17 protein-coding genes and 1 pseudogene are annotated in these 21,452 nt (G+C 45.8%); 9 read left to right on the top strand and 9 right to left on the bottom strand.

Going from position 1 to position 21,452, the window contains the following annotated elements:
- Positions 1-17: 17 nt before the first annotated feature.
- The 5 genes from ureC to yut all read left to right on the top strand — a co-directional run bounded on the left by ureC (position 18) and on the right by yut (position 4,813).
- Complete coding sequence (ureC, locus tag C8R34_RS04135; RefSeq protein ID WP_110338137.1) at positions 18-1,724, top strand: urease subunit alpha; 1,707 nt, start codon at positions 18-20, stop codon at positions 1,722-1,724.
- Positions 1,725-1,866: 142 nt separating this feature from the next.
- Positions 1,867-2,391, top strand: coding sequence for an urease accessory protein UreE (gene ureE / locus C8R34_RS04130; RefSeq protein WP_110338135.1), 525 nt, complete (start codon positions 1,867-1,869; stop codon positions 2,389-2,391).
- Between the two features lie 2 nt (positions 2,392-2,393).
- Positions 2,394-3,071 carry an urease accessory protein UreF gene (locus tag C8R34_RS04125; protein ID WP_110338133.1) on the top strand — a complete coding sequence of 226 codons (678 nt, stop codon included), beginning with the start codon at positions 2,394-2,396 and terminating at the stop codon, positions 3,069-3,071.
- A 16-nt stretch (positions 3,072-3,087) separates the two neighbouring features.
- Positions 3,088-3,723: an urease accessory protein UreG gene (gene ureG, locus C8R34_RS04120; protein ID WP_110338289.1), complete on the top strand. Its 636-nt coding sequence runs from the start codon at positions 3,088-3,090 to the stop codon at positions 3,721-3,723.
- A gap of 106 nt (positions 3,724-3,829) precedes the next feature.
- On the top strand, positions 3,830-4,813 hold the full coding sequence (gene yut / locus C8R34_RS04115; protein ID WP_110338131.1) for an urea transporter: 984 nt from the start codon (positions 3,830-3,832) through the stop codon (positions 4,811-4,813).
- A gap of 66 nt (positions 4,814-4,879) precedes the next feature.
- Here yut and nikR read toward each other — a convergent pair whose 3' ends face one another.
- Both nikR and C8R34_RS04105 read right to left on the bottom strand, forming a co-directional pair.
- A complete protein-coding gene (gene nikR, locus C8R34_RS04110; RefSeq protein ID WP_110338129.1) occupies positions 4,880-5,341 on the bottom strand; it encodes a nickel-responsive transcriptional regulator NikR in 462 nt (153 codons plus the stop codon).
- Positions 5,342-5,443: 102 nt separating this feature from the next.
- Positions 5,444-7,543: a TonB-dependent receptor gene (locus tag C8R34_RS04105; protein ID WP_258364348.1), complete on the bottom strand. Its 2,100-nt coding sequence runs from the start codon at positions 7,541-7,543 to the stop codon at positions 5,444-5,446.
- Positions 7,544-7,648: 105 nt separating this feature from the next.
- Here C8R34_RS04105 and C8R34_RS04100 point away from each other — a divergent pair, with 105 nt between their 5' ends.
- From C8R34_RS04100 to C8R34_RS04090, 3 genes are read left to right on the top strand one after another with little or no spacing between them, the layout of a single operon-like run.
- Positions 7,649-8,623 carry a metal ABC transporter substrate-binding protein gene (locus C8R34_RS04100; protein WP_110338127.1) on the top strand — a complete coding sequence of 325 codons (975 nt, stop codon included), beginning with the start codon at positions 7,649-7,651 and terminating at the stop codon, positions 8,621-8,623.
- Positions 8,601-9,419: a metal ABC transporter ATP-binding protein gene (locus C8R34_RS04095; RefSeq protein WP_110338125.1), complete on the top strand. Its 819-nt coding sequence runs from the start codon at positions 8,601-8,603 to the stop codon at positions 9,417-9,419. The genes C8R34_RS04100 and C8R34_RS04095 overlap by 23 nt, the downstream gene beginning before the upstream one ends.
- Entirely contained in the window at positions 9,419-10,252 is an 834-nt protein-coding gene (locus C8R34_RS04090) for a metal ABC transporter permease (protein ID WP_110338123.1), read from the top strand. The genes C8R34_RS04095 and C8R34_RS04090 overlap by 1 nt, the downstream gene beginning before the upstream one ends.
- 35 nt (positions 10,253-10,287) lie before the next feature.
- On the opposite strand, the pseudogene C8R34_RS04085 reads toward C8R34_RS04090, so the two are convergent.
- The 5 genes and pseudogenes from C8R34_RS04085 to C8R34_RS04060 all read right to left on the bottom strand — a co-directional run.
- Positions 10,288-10,513, bottom strand: a pseudogene (locus C8R34_RS04085) (IS3 family transposase); the annotation flags it as partial.
- A gap of 939 nt (positions 10,514-11,452) precedes the next feature.
- Positions 11,453-12,796, bottom strand: a complete 1,344-nt coding sequence (locus C8R34_RS04075) for a SulP family inorganic anion transporter (protein ID WP_110338119.1) — start codon at positions 12,794-12,796, stop codon at positions 11,453-11,455.
- Positions 12,797-13,588: 792 nt separating this feature from the next.
- On the bottom strand, positions 13,589-15,817 hold the full coding sequence (locus C8R34_RS04070; protein WP_110338117.1) for a Tex family protein: 2,229 nt from the start codon (positions 15,815-15,817) through the stop codon (positions 13,589-13,591).
- 315 nt (positions 15,818-16,132) lie between these two features.
- A complete protein-coding gene (locus tag C8R34_RS04065; RefSeq protein WP_132467061.1) occupies positions 16,133-17,605 on the bottom strand; it encodes a vanadium-dependent haloperoxidase in 1,473 nt (490 codons plus the stop codon).
- A gap of 386 nt (positions 17,606-17,991) precedes the next feature.
- Positions 17,992-18,330 carry a putative signal transducing protein gene (locus tag C8R34_RS04060; protein WP_110338113.1) on the bottom strand — a complete coding sequence of 113 codons (339 nt, stop codon included), beginning with the start codon at positions 18,328-18,330 and terminating at the stop codon, positions 17,992-17,994.
- Positions 18,331-18,376: 46 nt separating this feature from the next.
- On the opposite strand from C8R34_RS04060, the gene C8R34_RS04055 reads away from it, so the two are divergent.
- Entirely contained in the window at positions 18,377-19,264 is an 888-nt protein-coding gene (locus C8R34_RS04055) for a recombination-associated protein RdgC (RefSeq protein ID WP_110338111.1), read from the top strand.
- A 130-nt stretch (positions 19,265-19,394) separates the two neighbouring features.
- On the opposite strand, the gene C8R34_RS04050 is transcribed toward C8R34_RS04055, so the two are convergent.
- Positions 19,395-20,081 carry a DUF6781 family protein gene (locus tag C8R34_RS04050; protein ID WP_110338109.1) on the bottom strand — a complete coding sequence of 229 codons (687 nt, stop codon included), beginning with the start codon at positions 20,079-20,081 and terminating at the stop codon, positions 19,395-19,397.
- Between the two features lie 40 nt (positions 20,082-20,121).
- Complete coding sequence (gene serS, locus C8R34_RS04045; RefSeq protein ID WP_110338107.1) at positions 20,122-21,438, bottom strand: serine--tRNA ligase; 1,317 nt, start codon at positions 21,436-21,438, stop codon at positions 20,122-20,124.
- Between the last annotated feature and the right edge of the window lie 14 nt (positions 21,439-21,452).

Below are 21,452 nucleotides of genomic sequence, written 5' to 3'. Positions count from 1 at the left end.
TTTACAGGAGTAGCAAAATGAGCGTAAAAATTTCCCGTCAAACCTATGTTGAAATGATGGGCCCAACAACTGGCGACCGTGTTCGTCTAGCCGATACAGAGCTTTTTATAGAGATTGAGAAAGATTTCACCACCTACGGGGAAGAAGTGAAGTTTGGCGGCGGGAAAGTGATTCGGGATGGTATGGGACAATCTCAGCATAATCATGCAGATGTCATGGACACGGTAATTACTAATGCGATCATTATTGATCATTGGGGAATTGTTAAAGCCGATATCGGTATCAAGGGCGGCAAAATTGCTGGCATCGGTAAAGCTGGGAATCCGGATATTCAACCTAATGTTACGATGATTATTGGATCTGCCACCGAAATCATCGCGGGTGAAAATTCGATTGTTACTGCGGGTGGTGTTGATACTCACATTCACTTCATTTCTCCGCAACAAGCTGAAGATGCCATGATGAATGGTATTACTACCATGCTTGGTGGCGGTACTGGACCTGCAGTGGGAACAGCAGCAACTACTTGTACACCGGGCCCTTGGCATATTCATTCGATGCTTAGAGCGTCTGACGGGCTTGTGATGAATACAGGTTTTTTTGGTAAAGGTAATACCAGTTTACCAACTCCACTTGAAGAACAAGTTTTTGCTGGTGCTTGCGGTCTAAAACTCCATGAAGACTGGGGTACGACTTACGCCGCAATCGATAACTGTTTGAACATTGCAGATAAATATGACGTTCAGGTTGCTATCCATACTGACACCATTAATGAAGGTGGCTACTTGGAAAACACCATTGCTGCCATGAAAGATCGAACTATTCATACTTTCCACACAGAAGGCGCAGGTGGTGGGCATGCTCCGGATATTATCGCAGTCGTAGGTCAAGATAATGTTTTGCCATCATCGACGAATCCAACTCGTCCCTATACAGTGAACACTCTTGATGAGCATTTAGACATGTTGATGGTATGTCATCATCTACATGCCAATATTGCAGAAGATCTCGCTTTCGCAGAATCACGTATTCGCAAAGAAACGATCGCAGCCGAAGATATTTTGCATGACATGGGTGCCATCTCGATGATGTCCTCAGACTCCCAAGCAATGGGACGTATTGGTGAAGTCGTATTACGCACGTGGCAAACCGCGCATAAGATGAAGATACAACGCGGCACTCTGCAAGAAGATAGTTCAAGAAATGACAATTTCCGTGTCAAGCGTTATGTTGCCAAATACACAATTAATCCGGCCATTACACATGGTATCTCACATGCGCTTGGATCCATAGAGGTTGGTAAGTATGCAGATCTTGTATTATGGAGACCTGCTTTCTTCGGTGTAAAACCATCCATGATTTTAAAAGGCGGAATGATTGCTGCATCTTTGATGGGTGATCCCAATGCATCGATCCCAACACCTCAACCGGTACATTATCGGTATATGTTTGGTGGATATGGTGGGGGAATTAAGACATCGTGCTTCACATTCGCTTCGCAAGCAGCATTGAATGCTGATTTAATTGATCAACTGAAGCTCGACAAACACATTATTCCAGTCAAAAATACTCGCAATCTGCGTAAGAAAGACATGATTCACAATAGCGCAACACCCAAGATGGAAGTTGATCCGGAAACCTATGAGGTACGCGCGGATGGCCAGTTGTTGACATGTGGCGCGGAAGATGTATTGCCGATGGCACAACGGTATTTTCTATTCTAGTAATAGCGTTAATAAAGTAGACCTTTTCTTTCTAGGAAAATAGTTCATTTCAGGGAAAAGGTCGCTATTGATCAGGATCGTTATTACAGTATTCAATACTGTGATAACGATCATCCGGAATATAACTAATTTTAAGAAATAGATGCTTACACTGAACACTAAAATAGATCATGCTGAACATGTTTTTGCTCAACTCATTTTGCCCTATGAGATGCGTGAGAATAGTCGGCTGAGAACAACACTTGCGTCCGGTGAGGAGGTGGCTATTTTTTCCCTACGAGGCACGACATTACGCAATAACGATTTGCTCAAAAGCGACGATGGGCGTGTGGTGCAGATTATCGCAGCCGACGAGCCAACTTACCGAATCACCTGCCGTACATCCCATGATTTACTGCGTTGTGCTTTTCATTTGGGCAATCGTCATACACAAACACAAATTGGTGAAGGCTTTTTGCGCATTCATCAAGATACTGTATTGAAACAAATGTTGGAAGGATTGGGCGCTGAGGTTACAGAAGAGAATGCTCAATTTGAACCAGAATCTGGCGCGTATGGAAGCGGAACACATCATCATCATGGAGATGGTCATTATCATGCCCACGGCCCGCTAGCTCCAATACCCACAAGACAGAAGATTCATCGGCCTTCCGATACAAAGGAATAATCTTGCAATCCACGTTACTGCTTCGCTTGCTGCAGCTCGCAAGCCCATCGCTACCAATCGGTGCATACACTTATTCGCAAGGCTTGGAATCAGCGATTGAGAAAGGAACAATCCATAATGAAAGCACGGCACGAAAATGGATTGCCGAATCTCTAAGTATCGTCGCAGACTTTGAAGCGCCGATACTGTGGCGCTTGCTTAAGGGTTTTTCTGAACGTGATATTGCAGCTGTCAATTATTGGACCGAGTGCTTTATTGCAGCTCGCGATACAGCTGAATTTAGAGCAGAAACGATCCAAATGGGATACTCCTTAGGCAAGCTGATCACTGATCTAAGAATTGCAGACGATTCGTTGCAGGCGATATTGAACAGCCAATCAGAAATACCATTGCCCACTGCCTTTGCTTGTGCTGCAGTAGCGCTTGCCGTGCCGCATGAAGCAGCGTTGCTGGGAATGCTGTTTTCTTTGGTTGAGAATCAAGTATTGGTTTGTGTTAAATCAGTTCCGCTCGGTCAGGTTTCTGGGCAAAGCCTGCTACTTTCCTTGCATCCTGAAATTGAAGCAGTGTCACTACGCGCACAACGACTCGATGATAATGAATTATCTAATTGGGCGCCTGGTTTGTCATTGCTGTCAATACAGCATGAAACACAATACAGTAGAATTTATCGATCATAATTTTGAGGACATTAACGTGAACAAACAATCAAATCCTCTGCGAGTTGGAATTGGTGGTCCAGTCGGATCGGGGAAAACAGCTTTATGCGAAGCTCTGAGTAAAAGAATGCGCGATCGCTATGAGATGGCTGTGATCACAAATGACATCTATACCAAAGAAGATATGGAGATTCTTTTACGCGCCAATGCGTTGCCTCCTGAGCGACTGATGGGTGTAGAAACTGGAGGATGCCCACACACCGCAATCAGGGAAGATGCTTCCATCAATCTCGAAGCGATTGCACGCATGACGGCTGATTTTCCTAATCTTGATCTTATTCTGGTTGAATCTGGAGGCGATAACTTAGCTTCAACATTCAGTCCTGAGCTGTCGGACTTAACTATTTATGTGATAGATGTTGCTGCCGGTGAAAAGATACCTCGCAAAGGCGGTCCCGGCATAACTCGTTCGGCATTATTGGTGATCAACAAAATAGATCTTGCTCCTTACGTAGGCGCAAGCTTGGAAGTCATGGCACGAGATGCCAAAAAAATGCGCGGTGATCGACCTTTCGTATTTACCAATATGCATACGGGTGAGGGCGTCGATCAAGTTGTAGATTTCATTGTAAGACAAGGATTGTTGGAAGAAGTCAAGCAGCAGGTAAGCTGATGAATGTTTTACGAAATATGAATTAATAATTCGAATCCGAATTGTTATAGTGTTGTTCTAGTTATTTTAGCTATTTTTTCCACACAAACTTTAGGAGCTAATCACCATGGATTGGTCATTATCAATTGACAAAGCGATACCCAAGCCTCTGCGAGTCATTCTTCGTGGCGTAGGACAAGTGTTTTTCTGTTGTAACGCAGTTACAGGCCTTATTTTTTTAATAGCCTTATATGTTGGCGGAGTCACTGCAGGGCTTGCTGCTACAGTTGGTGTCATCAGCAGTACCGTTGCTGCTTATTTACTGGGGTTCTCGGAAGATGACATCGACGCAGGATTGTATGGATTTAACGGCACACTGGTAGGCCCTTGTTTGTTCCTGTTCCTCGAAAACACCCCCATACTCTGGTTATATGTGGTACTCGCATCAATATTGTCATCCGTCGTGTTGGCAGCGCTGATACGAATTCTACAACCTTATAAAATTCCGGCCTCTACTTCTCCGTTTGTTCTTACATGCTGGATGTTTATGGTAGCGGTGTATTCTTTTGATGTATTTTCACGCGGCCCGGTACTGCCGGCACCAGGAATTCCTGCCGATATAGCTGCAGCCTCAGTGGTCACAACAGAGTTCGCCACTTTGACTCAAGATGCTGCTGTCACCTGGTACACAGCCGTCACCAAAGGGATTGGCGAAGTCATGTTTGCTGATAGCGTCATCGTCGGCATTCTATTCCTCGTTGGTATTGCAATCACGTCGCTGCGTGGCGCATTGATGGCATTATTTGGTGCCATCGTTGGAGTTGCCGTGCCAGTTTTACTCGGTGCAGATAAAACGTTGATTGAGATGGGACTCTATGCATTCAACCCGGTTCTGACTATGATGGCAGTCGGATGGGTTTTTCTAAAACCGTCCAACGGTACTGCAATTCTGGCTTTACTGGCAGGTATTTTGACTGTTATCTGTCAAGCAGGTTTGGCTAATTTCCTTGCACCAATTGGATTACCGACGCTGACGTTTCCTTTTGTTTTGGTCATGTGGATGTTCCTGTTTGCCGCCAGCAAGTCCAAGTATTGGGACAATACGAACTAAAATTAATAATGTTCTAAAAAAAATCCCCGCTTAAGCGGGGATTTTTTTATTTCCAATTAAACAATATTAAGTCAACGGGCTGCTGTGCGTGTGTGGTACTGTAGAGTGCGCATGCAACTCTTGTAAAAGTTCAATCGGCACTATATTTAATTTGCCATGCCGCACGCCATTGGTAGCGATCACTTGGTTGGCAAAAAGCCTGACATCCTGAATGGTGCCTCGCAAAATAACGACTTCCAGACAATTGTCATGATCCAAATGGACATGCATGCTCGATAAGGTCAAATCATGGTGGTGGTGATGCGCCGAGGTTACCTGGCTGACCAAATCTCTTTCATGGTGATTATAAACATAACTCAGCGTAGCCATGCAATAACCCTTGTTGTCCTTCTTCAGGCGGGAAGTTTCAAGGTATTCGCGAATAAGATCACGAATGGCTTCCGAACGGTTATTATAACCACACGCATGTGCAACCTTATCGAATTGTGCAAACAACTCATCATCCATTGAAATCGTAAATCGTTCCATAAAAACTCCTGGAAAATGATCGCTAAAGATCAATTATTTAAATATTAAACATAAATCTGCCTGGTGGCAAACAATAAAACACAAGAGAATTTACGATAGCCGTTAAAAATTTGCGACCAGATTAACCCGTACTGAGCTCGTTTCGATCGGATGAAAATGCACGTCATTCACACCAGCAGCAGGTTCGCCAGGAAGTCTGGAAGTATAGTAGTAATCAATCGTGTGCGCGTGCGTGTTCAACAGATTAAATCCTTGTATCATCGCGCGCACATTTTTGCTGATCTTGTAACCGATCTGACCATTCAGCGTGACGATATGATTGGATTGCACGCTGCCATCCTCGGTCAGCGGGCGCTTACCGAAATAGCGCCACTGCATGCTGCCAAAAAGTGGACCAATGTTGTCAACTGAAACTGCTAACTTTCCTACCCCTTGAATCGCTCCCGGAATATGATTACCACTCGGATCGGAGCCTGTGAAACGTGCACGTGCCAAAGCATAATCGACATCGACTGTTAGCCAATGGGTTGGCATATAAAACAGCGACGCTTCAAATCCTTCACGTTTACTCGGGCGGCTGGCTTCTGTTGTTCCGGCATCGCCCACAAACAACAATTCCGAATCCAGATCGAGTCGAAATGCTGCGAAGGAAGCCTGTAAACCTGGGATGATGGCACTGCGAACGCCAACTTCATAACCGGTTGAACGCACCAGGGGATTGACATTGTTAATCGGGTCGCCTGATTTCGGATCGATGGTGGAAGTGGTGCCGCGAGCATCATTGCTATGAAATCCGCTGCCGTAATTAAAATAAAATTCGGTTTGAGCCCAGGGTCCAAAAATCAGGCTTAACTTGGGATTGGTCATACTATCGTAACGATTTCCAGAGTTGGCATTGAGGTTGCTCTGAACATTGAACCAATAATAATCAGACCGCACGCCCGCCACACTGCGAAATTTCTCCAGCCACTGTATGCTGTTCTGATAAAAGATTCCGACGCTATTCTGATTAATATGATCCTTGCGGGTAGTCGATAAAGTTTGGCGCTCTTTTGTACTTAATAGCCCATTGTCTATGACATCGTTTTGAAACTGAACGCCCACCTTATTTTCCACATCAAATCCAGCAATCTTGTTTACCCAAAGATGGCTTAGATTCATCGCGGACTGAAAGCGTTTATCGACCTGGGAAAACTGATCTCCATTCACAGGATCATCCAGGAAGTAGGTGAAATTCGAAAATAATGCCAGGTTATTATGCAGCGTATACACGTTGAAATGAGTGGCACCGAAACGTCCCGTGTGCTGCAAGGCACTGGAGAGACTAAAGCGGTGCGATTCGCCGCCATCACTCGGGTCAATGGCACCCAGCCGAGGAATTAAACCGCTTGCGACGGCTCTTTGCGGAATCTGGTCGGTTGAATTCCAGTTTCCGCCATACCCCATCGCTGTAATATTGAATTTAGTCGGGCCGGTATCCTGACTGTAACGCAATACCGCATTAAATTTTTTGAAATCTTCATGCTTGACCCAGGGGCCATCTTTTGTCAATAGCTCTAATGCATATAAAAAATTTCCACGTCCCACTTCGTGCGATTTGGCTACCAAGCCGCGCATGAACCCTTGTTGTCCTATACCCCAGGTGACAATGCCTTTTGGCAATTTGTCAAGGTAGTTCATACTGACCGCACCCGCTGAGGAAAAATCACCTTGACTGGCATAGTAAGGGCCTTTTTGGTACTGCAGGTTGCTCATTAACTCCGGAATGAGGAAATTGGTATCAGCCCAGCCCTGCCCATGTCCATGCGAGCGCTGATTGACCAGCATGCCATCGACAGTAATCCGTAAATCCGTGCCATGATCGAGATTAAAGCCACGTAGAAAATATTGATTGGCCTTACCTTCTCCACTATGCTGCGTAACGATGAGTCCCGGCACAGTTTCAAGCAATTCTCCGGGTCGGTAAACGGTGCGTGCATTAAGCTGCTCTTTAAGGACAGTACCTTCATTGGCGGAACTTGCAGTGCCGATCAATTCCTTCGTATTGGCTCGAACCTTAATTTCATTCAGTGTCGGCACACCAGCCGCATTGGCAATTGATGGCAGTGCTGTTAGTGCAAGAACAATGTAATTGTTGATGAGTGCTGTAATGATTTGGCGAGTATTGTTATTATTGTCACGTTTATTGCCCTCTAAAAGCACATTTTTTCTTTCTTAAAAGTTGTATGAAATTTAAATCGGGATGTATGATAATAGGTTTTTTTTGTGTGCACAACATTGAGATAAATCAAGGGGGAGGGGATTGATATGGGGAGATTAACTGATAACCACATTGCGATAAGGTTATTATTGTGTTTATTAACGCTTTTCTTTCAGGGTTCACTTCTCGCATCCGATGCGAATGAGAAACTTAAAATCGTAACAACCGTTTCTCCGATTACGAATATGGTGCAAAATATTGGAGGGATTCACACCAGTGTTACGGGCATTGTTCCGGATGGAACGGATTCTCACACATTTGAACCCATCCCTTCGGATATAAAAATATTACAATCGGCTGATTTGATTATCGTTAATGGCTTGGATCTCGAATTGCCCACATTAATACTCGCAGAGAAGGTAAAAAAACCTAAGACTCGCATTCTGCAATTGGGAAACCACGCATTGAAAGAAGACGATTGGCAATATGATTTTAGTTTCCCGCGCGAACACGGGCATCCCAATCCGCATTTATGGCTGAATATCGAATTAGTCATGCGGTATGTGGAGATAATCAAAGAAAGTCTTATCGCGCTTGATCCCATCAATAAAAAAAGCTATCTGGAAAACACCACCATTTATCTCGCCAAGCTGCAGAAATTGGATCAAGCAATATTCAAATGTATCGAAACGATTCCTCAGAATAACCGCAAGTTAGTCACCTATCATGATTCTTTTGCATATTTTGCACCCCGCTATGGCATGACCGTGATCGCCGCCATACAACCCTCGGATTTTTCCGAGCCTGGTCCGCAAGAAGTCATTAGTATCGTTAAGCAGATCAGAAAGACTGCTGTGCCCGCAATATTTGGTTCAGAAGTTTTTTCTAGTAAAGTGATGGAACAAATCGCACGCGAGGCAAATGTCAAATTTATTGATCAGCTTTCAGATGATGAACTACCTGCTCCACCTAATAACTCTTTCATTGGCATGATGATGAACAACATGGTTATCATGACCAAAGCACTGGGAGGCAATTCAATCTGCATGGCCAATATTGATGCAAGCAACATCACTTTTTAATGTGCAGCTCAGCGCTGCCGTCCAATTGAGCAATGTCGTGGCCGGCTATGAACAGAATGTGGTATTTTCTGATTTGTCATTGGATATTGCTGCGGGTCAGTTTGCTGGTATTGTGGGTCCCACAGCCTGTGGCAAAACTACACTGCTTAAAATCATTCTAGGCATTCATCCGGTGATTTCTGGAAAGATACAGTTGCACAATAATCCAATAAGCCAGGTGAAGCCAGGCACTGTCGGTTATGTGCCACAACTTGGCAGCGTCGATTGGAATTTTCCGGTTACTGTCGAAGAAGTCATTGCGATGGGACTGTACACCAATGGGCGCATTTTGCCTTGGCTCAGCAAAGAAGAGCGTAAAAATGTTCACGATCTTGCTCATCGGTTGGGTGTTGAGGGTTGCTTGCAACAGCATATTATCGATATATCGGGTGGTCAACGACAACGTGTGTTTCTTGCGCGTGCATTAATCAGCAACCCTAAGCTTCTGATTTTGGATGAACCCACCTCAGGCGTCGATATCAAAACCCAGCATGAAGTATTGCATTTATTGAGCGACCTCAATCGAGAAGGCATGACCATTCTATTGACCACGCACGATCTGAATGCCGTGGCTTCCCATCTACCTTGGGTTATTTGCTTTAATCGAGGTGTTGTCGCACAAGGTCAGCCGCATGATATTTTTACCAATGAAATCCTAACTCAAACGTATGGCGGCGACATTGTGATCGTTAAGTACGAAGGACACCTGTTAATCGCCAACAGTACTCCCCTTCATTTTAGGGATGAAAAGCACTAATGGAATTTCTCCTCGAGCCACTCGAGTACGAGTTCTTTCGTCGCGCCTTGCTGGCTGCTTTGTTAGTCGGTGCATCCGGTGGCATGATTGGCGTATATGTCGTGCTACGTGGCATGAGTTATGTCGGGCATGGATTATCTCATGCCGCGATTGGTGGCGCCGTGGTGGGCTTTACGCTAAATCTGAATTTTTATGCCGGCGCTTTTGCCATGGGTTTGTTAGCCGTATTGGCCATCAACAAAATCACACAAAACAACAAGATCAAATTAGATGCCGCAATCGGTATTGTAACAACGGCTATGTTTGCTTTGGGCGTCGCGATTGTTAGTAAATTGCGCAACTTTAAGCAGAACTTTGAGGCCGCCTTATTTGGCAATATTCTTGGAATCACTGATCATGACTTGATGGTTATTGGATTGGTAACAACCATCACACTGGTCACCATGTTTTTTTCGTATAGAGCACTCCTCTTTTCTACATTTGATAATGAAGCTGCACGCGTGTTTGGCATCAAAACCGAGTCGGTACAGTTTTTATTTTCTCTTCTGCTAACCTTTTCCGTCATCGCATCCCTTAACGTAATCGGCGTCACCATGGTAGCCGCCACACTGATCGCACCCGCTATGACGGCAAGAATGCTCACAGACAGCTTTAGCAAAATGATCATTTATTCAACCCTGATAGGTTCCATAACCGGTGTAATCGGTATGTATCTCAGCTATGTTTTTAATGTAGCCTCTGGAACAACCATCGTTTTGTTCAGTGCGCTATTGTTCAGCTTGTCATTGCTGGCAAAACCGATTCATAGTCTCTCAATAAACCTAAGGAGGTGAATCGCCCCGGTTTTCCGGAGACTGTTTGGTTTGAGTCAAGCTGCATTAGCTGACTCCTTTAATTGGCGATAATATGCCATTTCAAATTCTGCTGGTGGTCGGCTCCAGTAACCAGCGACTATTGAACCAATCCACCCATTCCAAGGTAGCAAACCCCACTTCTTCGATACTGCGTCAGGAGCCGCGATGTTTTATGACCTCAGTCTTGTATAATCCATTAATCGTTTTGGCTAGTGCATTGTCATAAGAGTCGCCATCACTTCGGTCGGCGGTCGAACATCCTTTCGCAAAATATGCCGATGCCTTACGTAATATTTCGCTGGCACGTTTTAATCCCCGATTTTCTCGCCCCATTCCTTGAACATTGCCAGATCCGATGTCGATATGCCTGCTCGAATCCCAATCTTACCGATCGTTCTCGTACTTCCGCGGCGAATAACTGATTTGATTTTTCATCTTCTCCTCCTCTCAAATCATTTTATCTCCGAAAAACCCGGAACGTTTTACTTTCATATTTTTACCAATGATGCGGCGGTGTAGCTGATCGGCTTGAATGTAACGACGGATTTTGCTTAAAGAACTGCAAGTAGATGATTGATATCGAATTCGATTAAATTCTTTACTGATAAAAAAAACCCTAACTGGAGGGGGGGCAGTTAGGGTTAGAATTCACCGGAGGAAGAGTAAACGGTGAATTAGAGATTAATATGATTTTTCTAAGGTTATTACTTATATTGATTTCTTATCAGGATCATAGGTTGAGAAAGACTGAGATTTTGGTTCCCCAACAAAACAAGCTATTAGCAAATAGTTAACAAATAAGGCTATACCTGCCCATACATCATCACTTAATGTAATGTTTATACTACTGGGATTGATAGCAGGTTGCTTAGTACCGATATACATTGCTAAAAAAACCACCAATATCATCATTAAAGAAAGAATAAAATTCCTATGACTTACCATCGTATTACTTATTTTTAGAGTTAAGAATATTGCAGTTATGAAAATTACATTCGATTGGCTCTTACTAGCATAGCTGAGCAACCTGATTGCCTAGTAAATCCCTCGTGGTTACCCACCAAAAAAGATTTAGAATTAATACTCAAAAGGTTAAGAAACCAAATCTGACTTTTGTTAATATCAGCCGATTCAGTGCTGTAGCAGCATTGAATTGCTGCTACAGCCACGGCTATAGAATTATTCCAAATTCGAGTTATCGTTGTTTTTGAGACTGCGGAAATATTGTTTGACAACTTCTTTGCCTGGCACATTGCCGTGCTTCGTATAAACTACGTAATGAATGATTCCATGAATCATCATCGCAACTAAAAGCCCTTCAAAGATACCGATTTTGAATACGAGACCTGCCGTGATAACTGCCAGAATCAGTGCATATGTACCGTAATGTGCGACGTGAACTAATCCCGCAATCATTTTGTAGCCAGTAAACAACATGATCGCCGCCAATGCGAATTTAGGTAGATAATCAAGATATTGCACGTTGAAAGTGAAGAAACAAATAAAGGAGCCAATAACTAATACCGAAAACTTGGTCATAGCACCTGCTAATTTGTTGGTCGTGCTTTTGGCAAGACCATCTAGATTTGTCATGCCGCCAAATAAACTCGATCCCAAGTTAGCAACCCAAATTGCGAGCAGGCTGTTGTTACTATTTGTTTTGCGTTTGAGGGGATCGATTTTTTCAATCGCTGCATTGCTCATTACTTGCTCGATCACATCCACAATTGCCAACATGGCACAGAACAGAATCATGTAAACAAACATCATCATGGTTACATCTTCTGCGGGTAATGGTAACTTGAATTGCAGATCTACATCCTCAACAGAGATCATAGGAACACTGACGAATTGCGCCAGGATGATACCTCCCACGATGAGTGCAAAATAAGGAATTGCAGGCTGTTTATCTTTAAAAATCGAAAAGAGGAACAAGAAAAACGCAACCGCTGTAGTAGAAATGATTACCATCAATATACGGGCATCATTCCAGAAATTTTCAGTCACCATTTCCGCTGGAATTTCATAGGTAAATTCAGAGAATTTCAAGAAGATTTTTAGCCCTACACCTGCCAGTAAGCCTTCTACTAAATATACCGGCACAGCTACCAGCAAATATTTTTGCCAATTAAACTTCCATATGATGGCTTGCATGATTGCCGTCATGAAAATACAAAATGCCATGTTTTCCCAACCAAACGAAGCCACTCCAAGTGCTAGAACAGGCGCGAGTCCTGCAGCAATACCTGGTGATCCAATATAATTACCGGGCTTGAACCAAGCAAATAGCCATCCGATCAATGAAGCAAACACCACAGTGGCGAGACCGACCTTGATAGGATAATCGGACATGATGGCTATCCCAATTGTTAGCGGAATAGCCATTGCACCGGTTATTAAGCCAGCAGCAGTGTCGCGGAAAAAATATTGAGCTTGAAAAGCAGCAGATTCACTCTCTTTTATATTGACACTTTCAATGCATTGGTCATTTAGTGGTGATTCTTTATCTACATGCGTTGCCATAAGTAAGTTCCTCTTAGATACACAACTTAGTTTTGTTAAAAAATAGTTTAATCATTTAGCTTTTCTAACATCCCTCTTAGATATGGATCGTTTGAAAAGAACTTTTAAACTCCCGATCTTTCTTTTAAGAAAGTCACAAGTTAATCCCTCTTTTAGAGTAGACATTATAGCCTAAGTTCACAAAAAATTCACATATTATTCACAAATAAATCACAAATAAATTACACTTAATTCACAAACAAATCGTGCTCGATAAGTATTGTAAATTTCTTATTCTTATATAAATTATTGCGGCCGAGAAAACTATGTATATATTTGGTTGTTAATTACTAAATGATAAAAAGATAAGTTCAAGATACGATTAGAAGAGGGTGTTTTTAGGAAGAAGATATTACGGCTTGCTACGTGATACTGATAATGGTGTCTTCATATTTATTATTTATGCGACTTTGCTTTGATTGAAAAGGATTTTGTACGACTACGTAAATTATTAGTGATAACGAGAGAAATATAGGAAAGAACTCGGGTGATATGCCGCTGTGATAAAAATCATGGTTCTGTTAAATGGATGTGGATTCTCAGAGCCATCATCACTTTGCGCTTGCAAAGGGATTCACGGAATAATTCTGATATAAATTCCGCCTGAAAGCAGCTGAATATTGATTATATTTTCAATCTATCAATTTTCTATCAGTCTTTGCTTTAAGGAGTGGAGAATTGAATCTGCAGAAATTAAGTACAAGACCTGTAAAATTAGAGGGAAACATTAAAATCGAATGTGGTTGAATAAGATTAGTGCTTTGTGGCCGTTGCACCATCACCCACTCGCATTGTCAACGCAATCCTTCTGCGTTTCTCATCCACCTCCAGCACCTTGACTGTAACCACCTGCCCGACTTTGACGACGGCATGCGGATCTTTAACAAACTTATCTGCCAGCGCTGAGATATGTACCAATCCATCCTGATGTACGCCAATATCCACAAACGCGCCGAAAGCGGCGACATTGGTGACGACGCCTTCGAGCACCATGCCGGGGTGTAGGTCCTGGATGGTTTCGATGCCTTCCTTGAACGTGGCGGTTTTAAAGGTGGAACGCGGGTCGCGGCCGGGTTTTTCGAGTTCGCGCAGGATGTCTTGGATAGTCAATAAGCCAACTTTTTCGTCCGCATATTTTTCCGGACGGATTGATTTAAGGATGGGTTGATTGCCGATCAGCGTTGTGACATCCAATTTAAAATCCTTAAGGATGCGCTCGACGACCGGGTAGGATTCCGGATGCACGGCGGATGCGTCGAGCGGGTTTGCGCCATTGACAATGCGCAAGAATCCGGCGGCTTGTTCAAAGGTTTTTTCGCCGAGGCTGGGGACTTTCAGCAAGTCTTTGCGCTTGGTAAACATGCCTTTGGTATTGCGGTAGGCGATGACATTGTGTGCAATTTTACTGTTGAGGCCGGCAACATAACGCAACAGCGACGGGGAAGCGGTATTCACACCGACGCCGACGGCGTTGACACTGTCTTCCACCACGGTGTCGAGCGAGCGTGCCAATTTATTCTGGTCGACATCATGCTGATATTGACCGACGCCAATTGATTTAGGGTCGATCTTGACCAATTCGGCCAAGGGATCCTGTAGCCGTCGCGCAATCGAGACGGCGCCGCGTAGCGACACATCCATATCGGGCAGTTCTTGTGAAGCGAGCTCGGACGCGGAATACACCGAAGCGCCGGCTTCCGACACCATGATCGACGTCAGTTTGAGTTGCGGATATTTTTTAATCAGATCCTTGGCCAGATGGTCGGTTTCGCGTGATGCCGTGCCGTTGCCGATGGCGATCAGCGATGCCTGATGCTGTTCAGCGAGCTGCTTTAATGTCTGGATCGCATTGTCCCAGTCATTTTTCGGAGGATGCGGGTAAATGGTGGCGGTGGCTAATACTTTTCCAGTCGCATCGACGACAGCGACTTTCACGCCTGTCCGTAAACCCGGATCAAGGCCAATGGTGATGCGCGGACCGGCGGGCGCAGCCAGCAGCAATGCTTTGAGGTTTTGCGCAAATACCTGGATGGCTTCCATTTCAGCGCGTTCCTGCAGGTTGCCCATCAATTCCGTTTCCAGATGCGCAAAAATTTTCGTGAGCCAGCTTGAGCGCACGGTATCGATCAGCCAGGCATCCGCCGGGCGCTTTTGATCGCGAATGTTGAATTGCCGGGCGATCGATATTTCGCACGGATTGAGTGCAGTATTGCGCGCTTTTTCTTCCAGTTCAGTATCCAGCAATAGCTTCAGTTTTAGAACGCCTTCACGTTCACCGCGCAGCAATGCCAATGCGCGATGCGACGGGATTTTGCTGATCGCTTCATGATAATCATGGTAATCGGTGAATTTGGTGTCGGTATCCTTCTTGTCCTTGGTGGCTCTGGCCGTCAGGATGGCATGCGTGCGCAAATATTCACGCAAAGTTTGTAGCAGCGGTGCATGCTCGGCAAAGTGCTCCATCAGGATATGCTGTGCGCCTTCCAAAGCCTGCTCCGTATCTGCAACGCCGGGATTATCGCCTTCCTCGGTGGTGAAAGGCGCTTTAAGGTACTTGGCTGCTTCGGTTTCCGGGTGCAATCTCGGATTATTCAGCAACGAATCCGCTAATGACTGTAAACCGGCTTCATGAGCGATTTGCGCTTTGGTGCGGCGCTTTTTGCGGTATGGCAAATACAAATCTTCCAAGTGCGCCTTGTCTTCCGTATGGGTGATGGCATCGAGCAGCTCCGGCGTCATTTTATTCTGCTTTTCGATCGCAGCAATGATCGCAGATCGCCTTTTTTCCAGTTCACGCAAAGCATGCAAACGTTCTTCAAGCAAGCGCAACTGAATATCATCCAGTCCACCGGTGGCCTCCTTGCGGTAACGCGCGATGAACGGCACCGTAGAGCCATCGTCTAAAAGCTGTATGGTAGCTTGGATTTGTGAAAATTTAACCGAAAGCTCGGCGGCGAGGCGTTGTTCGATGGAAGGCAGCATGAGATTGTGTTTGGGTGATTGAATGCAGATAGGGGATGGTAAACCAAGTGGTTGCTGGATCGCAATCGATCATACGATCATACCAAGAGACCTTAGCAAAATCACATAATTTTCTTATTTAAGTAACGACAGACACCCCAACATCAGCTATCTATTGTACAAATTGTTGGGAGTCGTCGATTCTTTCCGATTTTTCTTGTATCTTCCGTTCTGCAGTGATTGGCTATCATTGCAAAAGATGAGAGCAAAATTCGACATCAGAGGTGTGCGATAGCGGTGTTGCGTGTGTTACTAAATACCTCTGATGCTATCTCGTTAGGGTCGTGGTTCAACACAAGATTTAGCGGGCGCCTTGCCTCCACCTGCAGCAAAAATATCTTCTGCAATTGCTAATCCCAGCGGCACACCGCCGATATTGCGCGTCAGATCGGGCTTGTTGGCGTTGTCGAGTGCGAACGCATCAAACGACCAGTGCACGCCAAGGAACACGCGAGAAAAGCCATTCTCCACGATCATCTGCCAGAGTCCACCCGGAAAGTGTCGCGCATGTCGCGATCGAACATTACCAGCATTGTCGTGTGTTATACCGTTGAGTTCATCGGAAACCAAGGAACGCTTGAATAGCTTGTCGGTGGCGCGATTGTTGTGAGCAATACCATAGAATAACCGAGTTACATGCAGCGCAGCAGCTCCGAAGGTAGCGTGTCCCGATGGGTAAGCCGGGAACGGGGGCGTGAAATTGCGATCGTTGCTGTTGCTTGCGGGGGCACCCAGCGGCAGCCAGCAGGGATCGCAGTCATCACCGATGGCGTGCGAAGGTGTGGGTGCGGCAGGTCCCATCGAAGCACTGTGTTCACGGATACCCAGCACTGGTCGCCAGAAGTCGTGAATATACTTCTGATCCCAAGCTAAAATGCCGGCATCACCCATCGTCACGTTTACGAACGCGAATAAGCGCGCATTGTCATCGACGGTGTTGATCATGCCCGTAGCCGGATTTATTGCAGTTGTCACAAGTTTGCGAATGATTTGGTTGAAGAAACGTGGTGGTGTTCCGATTTCGCGTGGACCGTCGTAGGCCCAGTATAGGCCGATTAATGTTTCTTCCGGTGTGCGTTTCTCGAGGTGGTCTGGCAGTGTGCCTATCCATTCAGGCGCAATGCCCTTGCCTCGAACCTGTTTAAGTGCCTTGTTATACTCCCCACTTCCAAGAGCAGGTGGTTTGTCAAGCTCATGCCGTTTCGTGATTGCGAAACCCTTGCTGCGTGCGCCGTAGAAAGGTGCATGAAAACCCTGCTTCGGATTGGCCGGGTCGGGACGGTGGCCGCCGGGATGCATCGAAGCAGCATAGCCGTCATCGCCTGCACCTGGATCTTTGGCACGGTCGGCCAGTATCGCTGTAGCTACGGCCAGTCCGAAGCCATGACCCTCAGCAAGTCCCGCACCGGATAGGCCTGCAGCTTGGTGCGCTGCATCGAAATGATGCTTCTGGCGCGGGTACAAAGCGCTCAAGCAAGCATGTGCTGCAGCTGCTACTGATGCGGCCGCGCTGGCGCCACCAACCGGTGCGGATGGTGAAGCGAGGTAGCGTGGCAGCGTGGCCGGATTGCTGATGACACCAGCATGCGCGTCATACATTGCCAAATGTACAATGGCCAAGGCACGGGAACTGAGTGTCGGGCCGCCCTGTTCAGGTTTAGGATTGGGATTATCGGTGCCAGGTACATTACTGAAGTCGCGGCGATTGGCCTCGAGTGCGACATTATTCCAATATAAGATGTGATCCATACTGATTTCCTTTTTAAGATTTCTGCTGACAAAACTGTCAGCACAGATGAAGCATTGATTAAAATAGGTTTCCAAATTGGTGCGCGAAAAGTACACTTAACATCGATAATTCCCTAATATTCTTAGAGAGATATGTCAGTTTGCGATGTTGTGGAATCCGATCAATTCTTCCCTATACATTTACCAACTAATTGCATGGGCTATGCTAGGGAATTGGAATAATTGGCGATGTGATAAAAGCCATACTCATCCCAAGATTATTTATAACCGCTTGAGATAATAGATATGAGCAACAAAAATGCTTTTATATTGCCAGCGCTGTCGTGTGTGCAGTCAAGTAAGCGAATGCGCTAATATTTACTGGCTGTGCAGTAGAATTGTTGTGATTACTTGTGCGTGTGATCGAGATACCGAGTGATTTCCAGACCGCTGCCGCATTTCCAACATAGCTGAAAATTAGCCGGATTTTCCTCGCCGCATGATGGGCATTGCACGTTGCCGGTTGCAACTGGGGTATTTTCGTAAGTTTGCACGATGCGTTTGCCGCGCTCGTAGTCTGCGTCGCGCATCACCCATACTTCCGGATACGCATGCGTGAATGGAATTTCACCGGTTACGCCTTGTGCGTGCTGATTAAAAATTTGTGCCGGGATATAGGCGTGTTCAAGCAGATCAAGTACTATCTGCGCTTCCATCAGATTGTTGGCAGAGTAAAGCTTTTTCATACAATCATGATTGCAAAATAAATCAATCAGTTAATCGAGTAAAATTATGTGGTTCAGAAATTTACAAGCTTATCGCATCACCAGCGGGAATATAACATTGAATAGTCTCGAAGAAGCACTTTCACAGCACACCTTGCAACAATGCATGCAAATGGAGATGCAAAGCCGCGGCTGGGTTGTGCCGCGCGAGGAACAACAGAATTTTGTGCATGCGTATGGCCAGCAATGGTTGATTGCTTTGGGGGTGGAGAAGAAATTATTGCCGGCCGGGGTGATTAATCAGCACGCTAAAACCCGCATCACGCAAATCGAGCAAATGCAAGGCTATAAGCCGGGTAAAAAACAAACTCGCGATATTAAGGAAGCGACGATCATCGAGCTATTGCCGCGCGCCTTTACACAATGCCACAAAACCTATGCCTGGATCGATGCGGTGAAGAATCGGTTGATTATAGATACGACGAGTGCCAGTAAGGCCGAAGAATTCGTTGAAGCTTTGATTAAATCGGTGCATGGTTTTACGCTGGCACCGCTGGAAACAAAAATTTCGCCTTCGTCAGCGATGACGCGATGGCTCTCAGGCGACGATTTGCCATCCATCTTTACCATTGATCGTGATTGTGAACTACAAGGCATGAACGATGAGAAGGCGACCGTCAAATATACCCATCATGTGCTGGATGCCGATGAAACGGCGCGGCATATCCGCGCAGGAAAGAAAGTGACCAAGCTCGCGATGACCTGGAATAGCAAAATTTCATTTGTTTTGCATGACAATCTTCAGCTGCGGCGCATTGCACCCCAAGATATCCTGAAAGAGCCTACTGAGAGCACGGAAGAACTGTTTGCCAGCGATTTCGCTATCATGACCGGCGAATTGAGCCAACTGATCACCGATATGATCGATGCTCTGGGTGGTGAAGACCGCGATTAACAGGCAAAGAGAAACGATCTGTGCTGCGGAGGTGATGATTAAAACAGGCGTAACATGCTCATCCGCCTGTTTTCACCTCCGTATCGGCGTTTCAGAAACGTTTTTCAACGGCCTGCGAAGTTCAAACGACTCAGTGCTTGCCGTTTTTTGCCTGATCGTTGATTCCTGCCAAAACGCCGCTTGCAATTTTGCTGACAAAATCAGCCGTCGTATGTGCCAGGGTGGCGCCCGTTTCCATTTGCGCGTGACCAACCGAGGCGATTTGCTGCGTAAAAGTGGCTAATGTTTCCTGCAACTGTGAACCGACGGCGGTGCCGTTATTTTGGGCATGACGACTGAGATCGTGCAGAATATCGGCAATCAATCCTTGCGCGGTTGTGGCGGTATGGTGCAGTGTATCCAGGAATAAGCTTTCCAAACTTTCCAAGTCGGAACGGGTACGAGTCAACTCCTTTTCAGAGAATTTTTTGGCCTGCCCTGCGGCTTCCTCAACGGCGAGTTTGGAGGCTTCGGCAAAACCTGCTAATGCTGAATCCAATCCAGAGATGGCTTCGGTGATTTGTGATTTTGCTGCCAGAGTCTGGTTGGCTACTTGTTGTAATCGCTGTTCTGCCCCGTCGTGTACACCTTGCATAACGGCGATGATAATCCGTTGCAAGGATTCCAGATCGATGTGTTGCGCATTCATCGCTTTCAGCGTCAGGCGATGGACGGTTTCCTGAACATGCGAACCCTGCGCGACCGCCTCACGAATTTCAGCTTCCAGTGTTTCAATATCGCTGTTGTTGCCTGATTTGCTGGTATTTACATTCTGCATGATGATCGGCCCTATAAAGTAATAAGAAATGTTTTATTTTTCATTTTCCTCCCATACCCTCAAGCTGGTCAAGGCCATTTAGGTAAGGTCGCAATACTTCCGGGATAGAGACACTGCCGTCCGCATTTTGATAATTTTCGAGTACCGCTACCAGCGTGCGTCCCACAGCTAATCCGGATCCGTTTAGGGTATGTAGCAACGCCGGTTTGCCGTTGTCATTGCGAAAGCGTGCTTGCATGCGCCGAGCCTGAAATGCTTCGCAATTGCTGCATGAGGAAATTTCCCGATAGGTATTTTGCGCCGGTAACCAGACTTCAATGTCGTAGGTTTTGGCCGCTGAAAAACCCATGTCGCCGGTGCACAATGCCATCACGCGATAGGGTAGTGCCAATTTCTGTAAAATCTTTTCTGCATGACCGACCAGTTGTTCCAGTGCTTCATAGGATTGATCGGGATGAACGATATGCACCAGTTCAACCTTGTCGAATTGGTGCTGGCGTATCAGGCCACGTGTATCCCGGCCATAGCTGCCCGCTTCGGAACGAAAACAGGGGGTATGCGCAACGTATTTCAGCGGCAGCGATTGCAACGGTACGATTTCGTCACGCACCATATTGGTAATGGGCACTTCCGCGGTCGGGATGAGATGAAATTCTGGTGAATTTCCTGTGATGGATGGAGTTACACCACCAGCGTTAACCGCAAACAAATCTTCTTCGAACTTAGGCAGTTGTCCGGTGCCGTGCAAACTATCGCGATTCACCAGATAAGGCACATAGGTTTCCGTGTAACCGTGTTCCTGCGTATGCGTATCCAGCATGAATTGCGCCAACGCGCGGTGCAAGCGTGCCAGCCCGCCTTTCATCAAGCTGAAGCGTGCGCCACTGAGTTTGGCCGCTGTTTCAAAATCCAATAATCCAAGCCCTTCGCCGATACTGACATGATCTTTAATTTCAAAGTCAAATGATCGCGGTTCACCCCAGCGGCGAATTTGCACATTGTGTGTTTCATCTTTGCCTTCCGGCACGCTGGCATGGGGCAGGTTGGGGACTTCGAGCAATATTTTCTGCAAATTGCTCTGAACTTGTTCTAATTGGGTTTCAGCCTGTTTCAGCGCGTCGCCAAGATGCGCCACTTCGGCCATGATCGCCGTGGTATCTTCGCCTTTGCTTTTGGCGTGACCGATTTTCTTAGATGCTGCATTGCGCTGTGCTTGCAGCTCCTGAGTCTGTGTTTGGATTATTTTACGTTCCGCTTCCAAAGCGTTGAATGCTTCCACAGGAAAGACGTAGCCTCTTTTGGCAAGCTGCCGGGTGACATTATCTAAATCGGTGCGTAATTGTTGAATCTCTAACATGCAAAAACTCCAAG

The sequence above is a fragment of the Nitrosomonas sp. Nm84 genome (assembly GCF_003201565.1).
Lineage (GTDB): Bacteria > Pseudomonadota > Gammaproteobacteria > Burkholderiales > Nitrosomonadaceae > Nitrosomonas.
The sequence above is the reverse complement of the archived record's forward strand: the minus strand, read 5'-3'. Positions and strand labels throughout refer to the sequence as shown.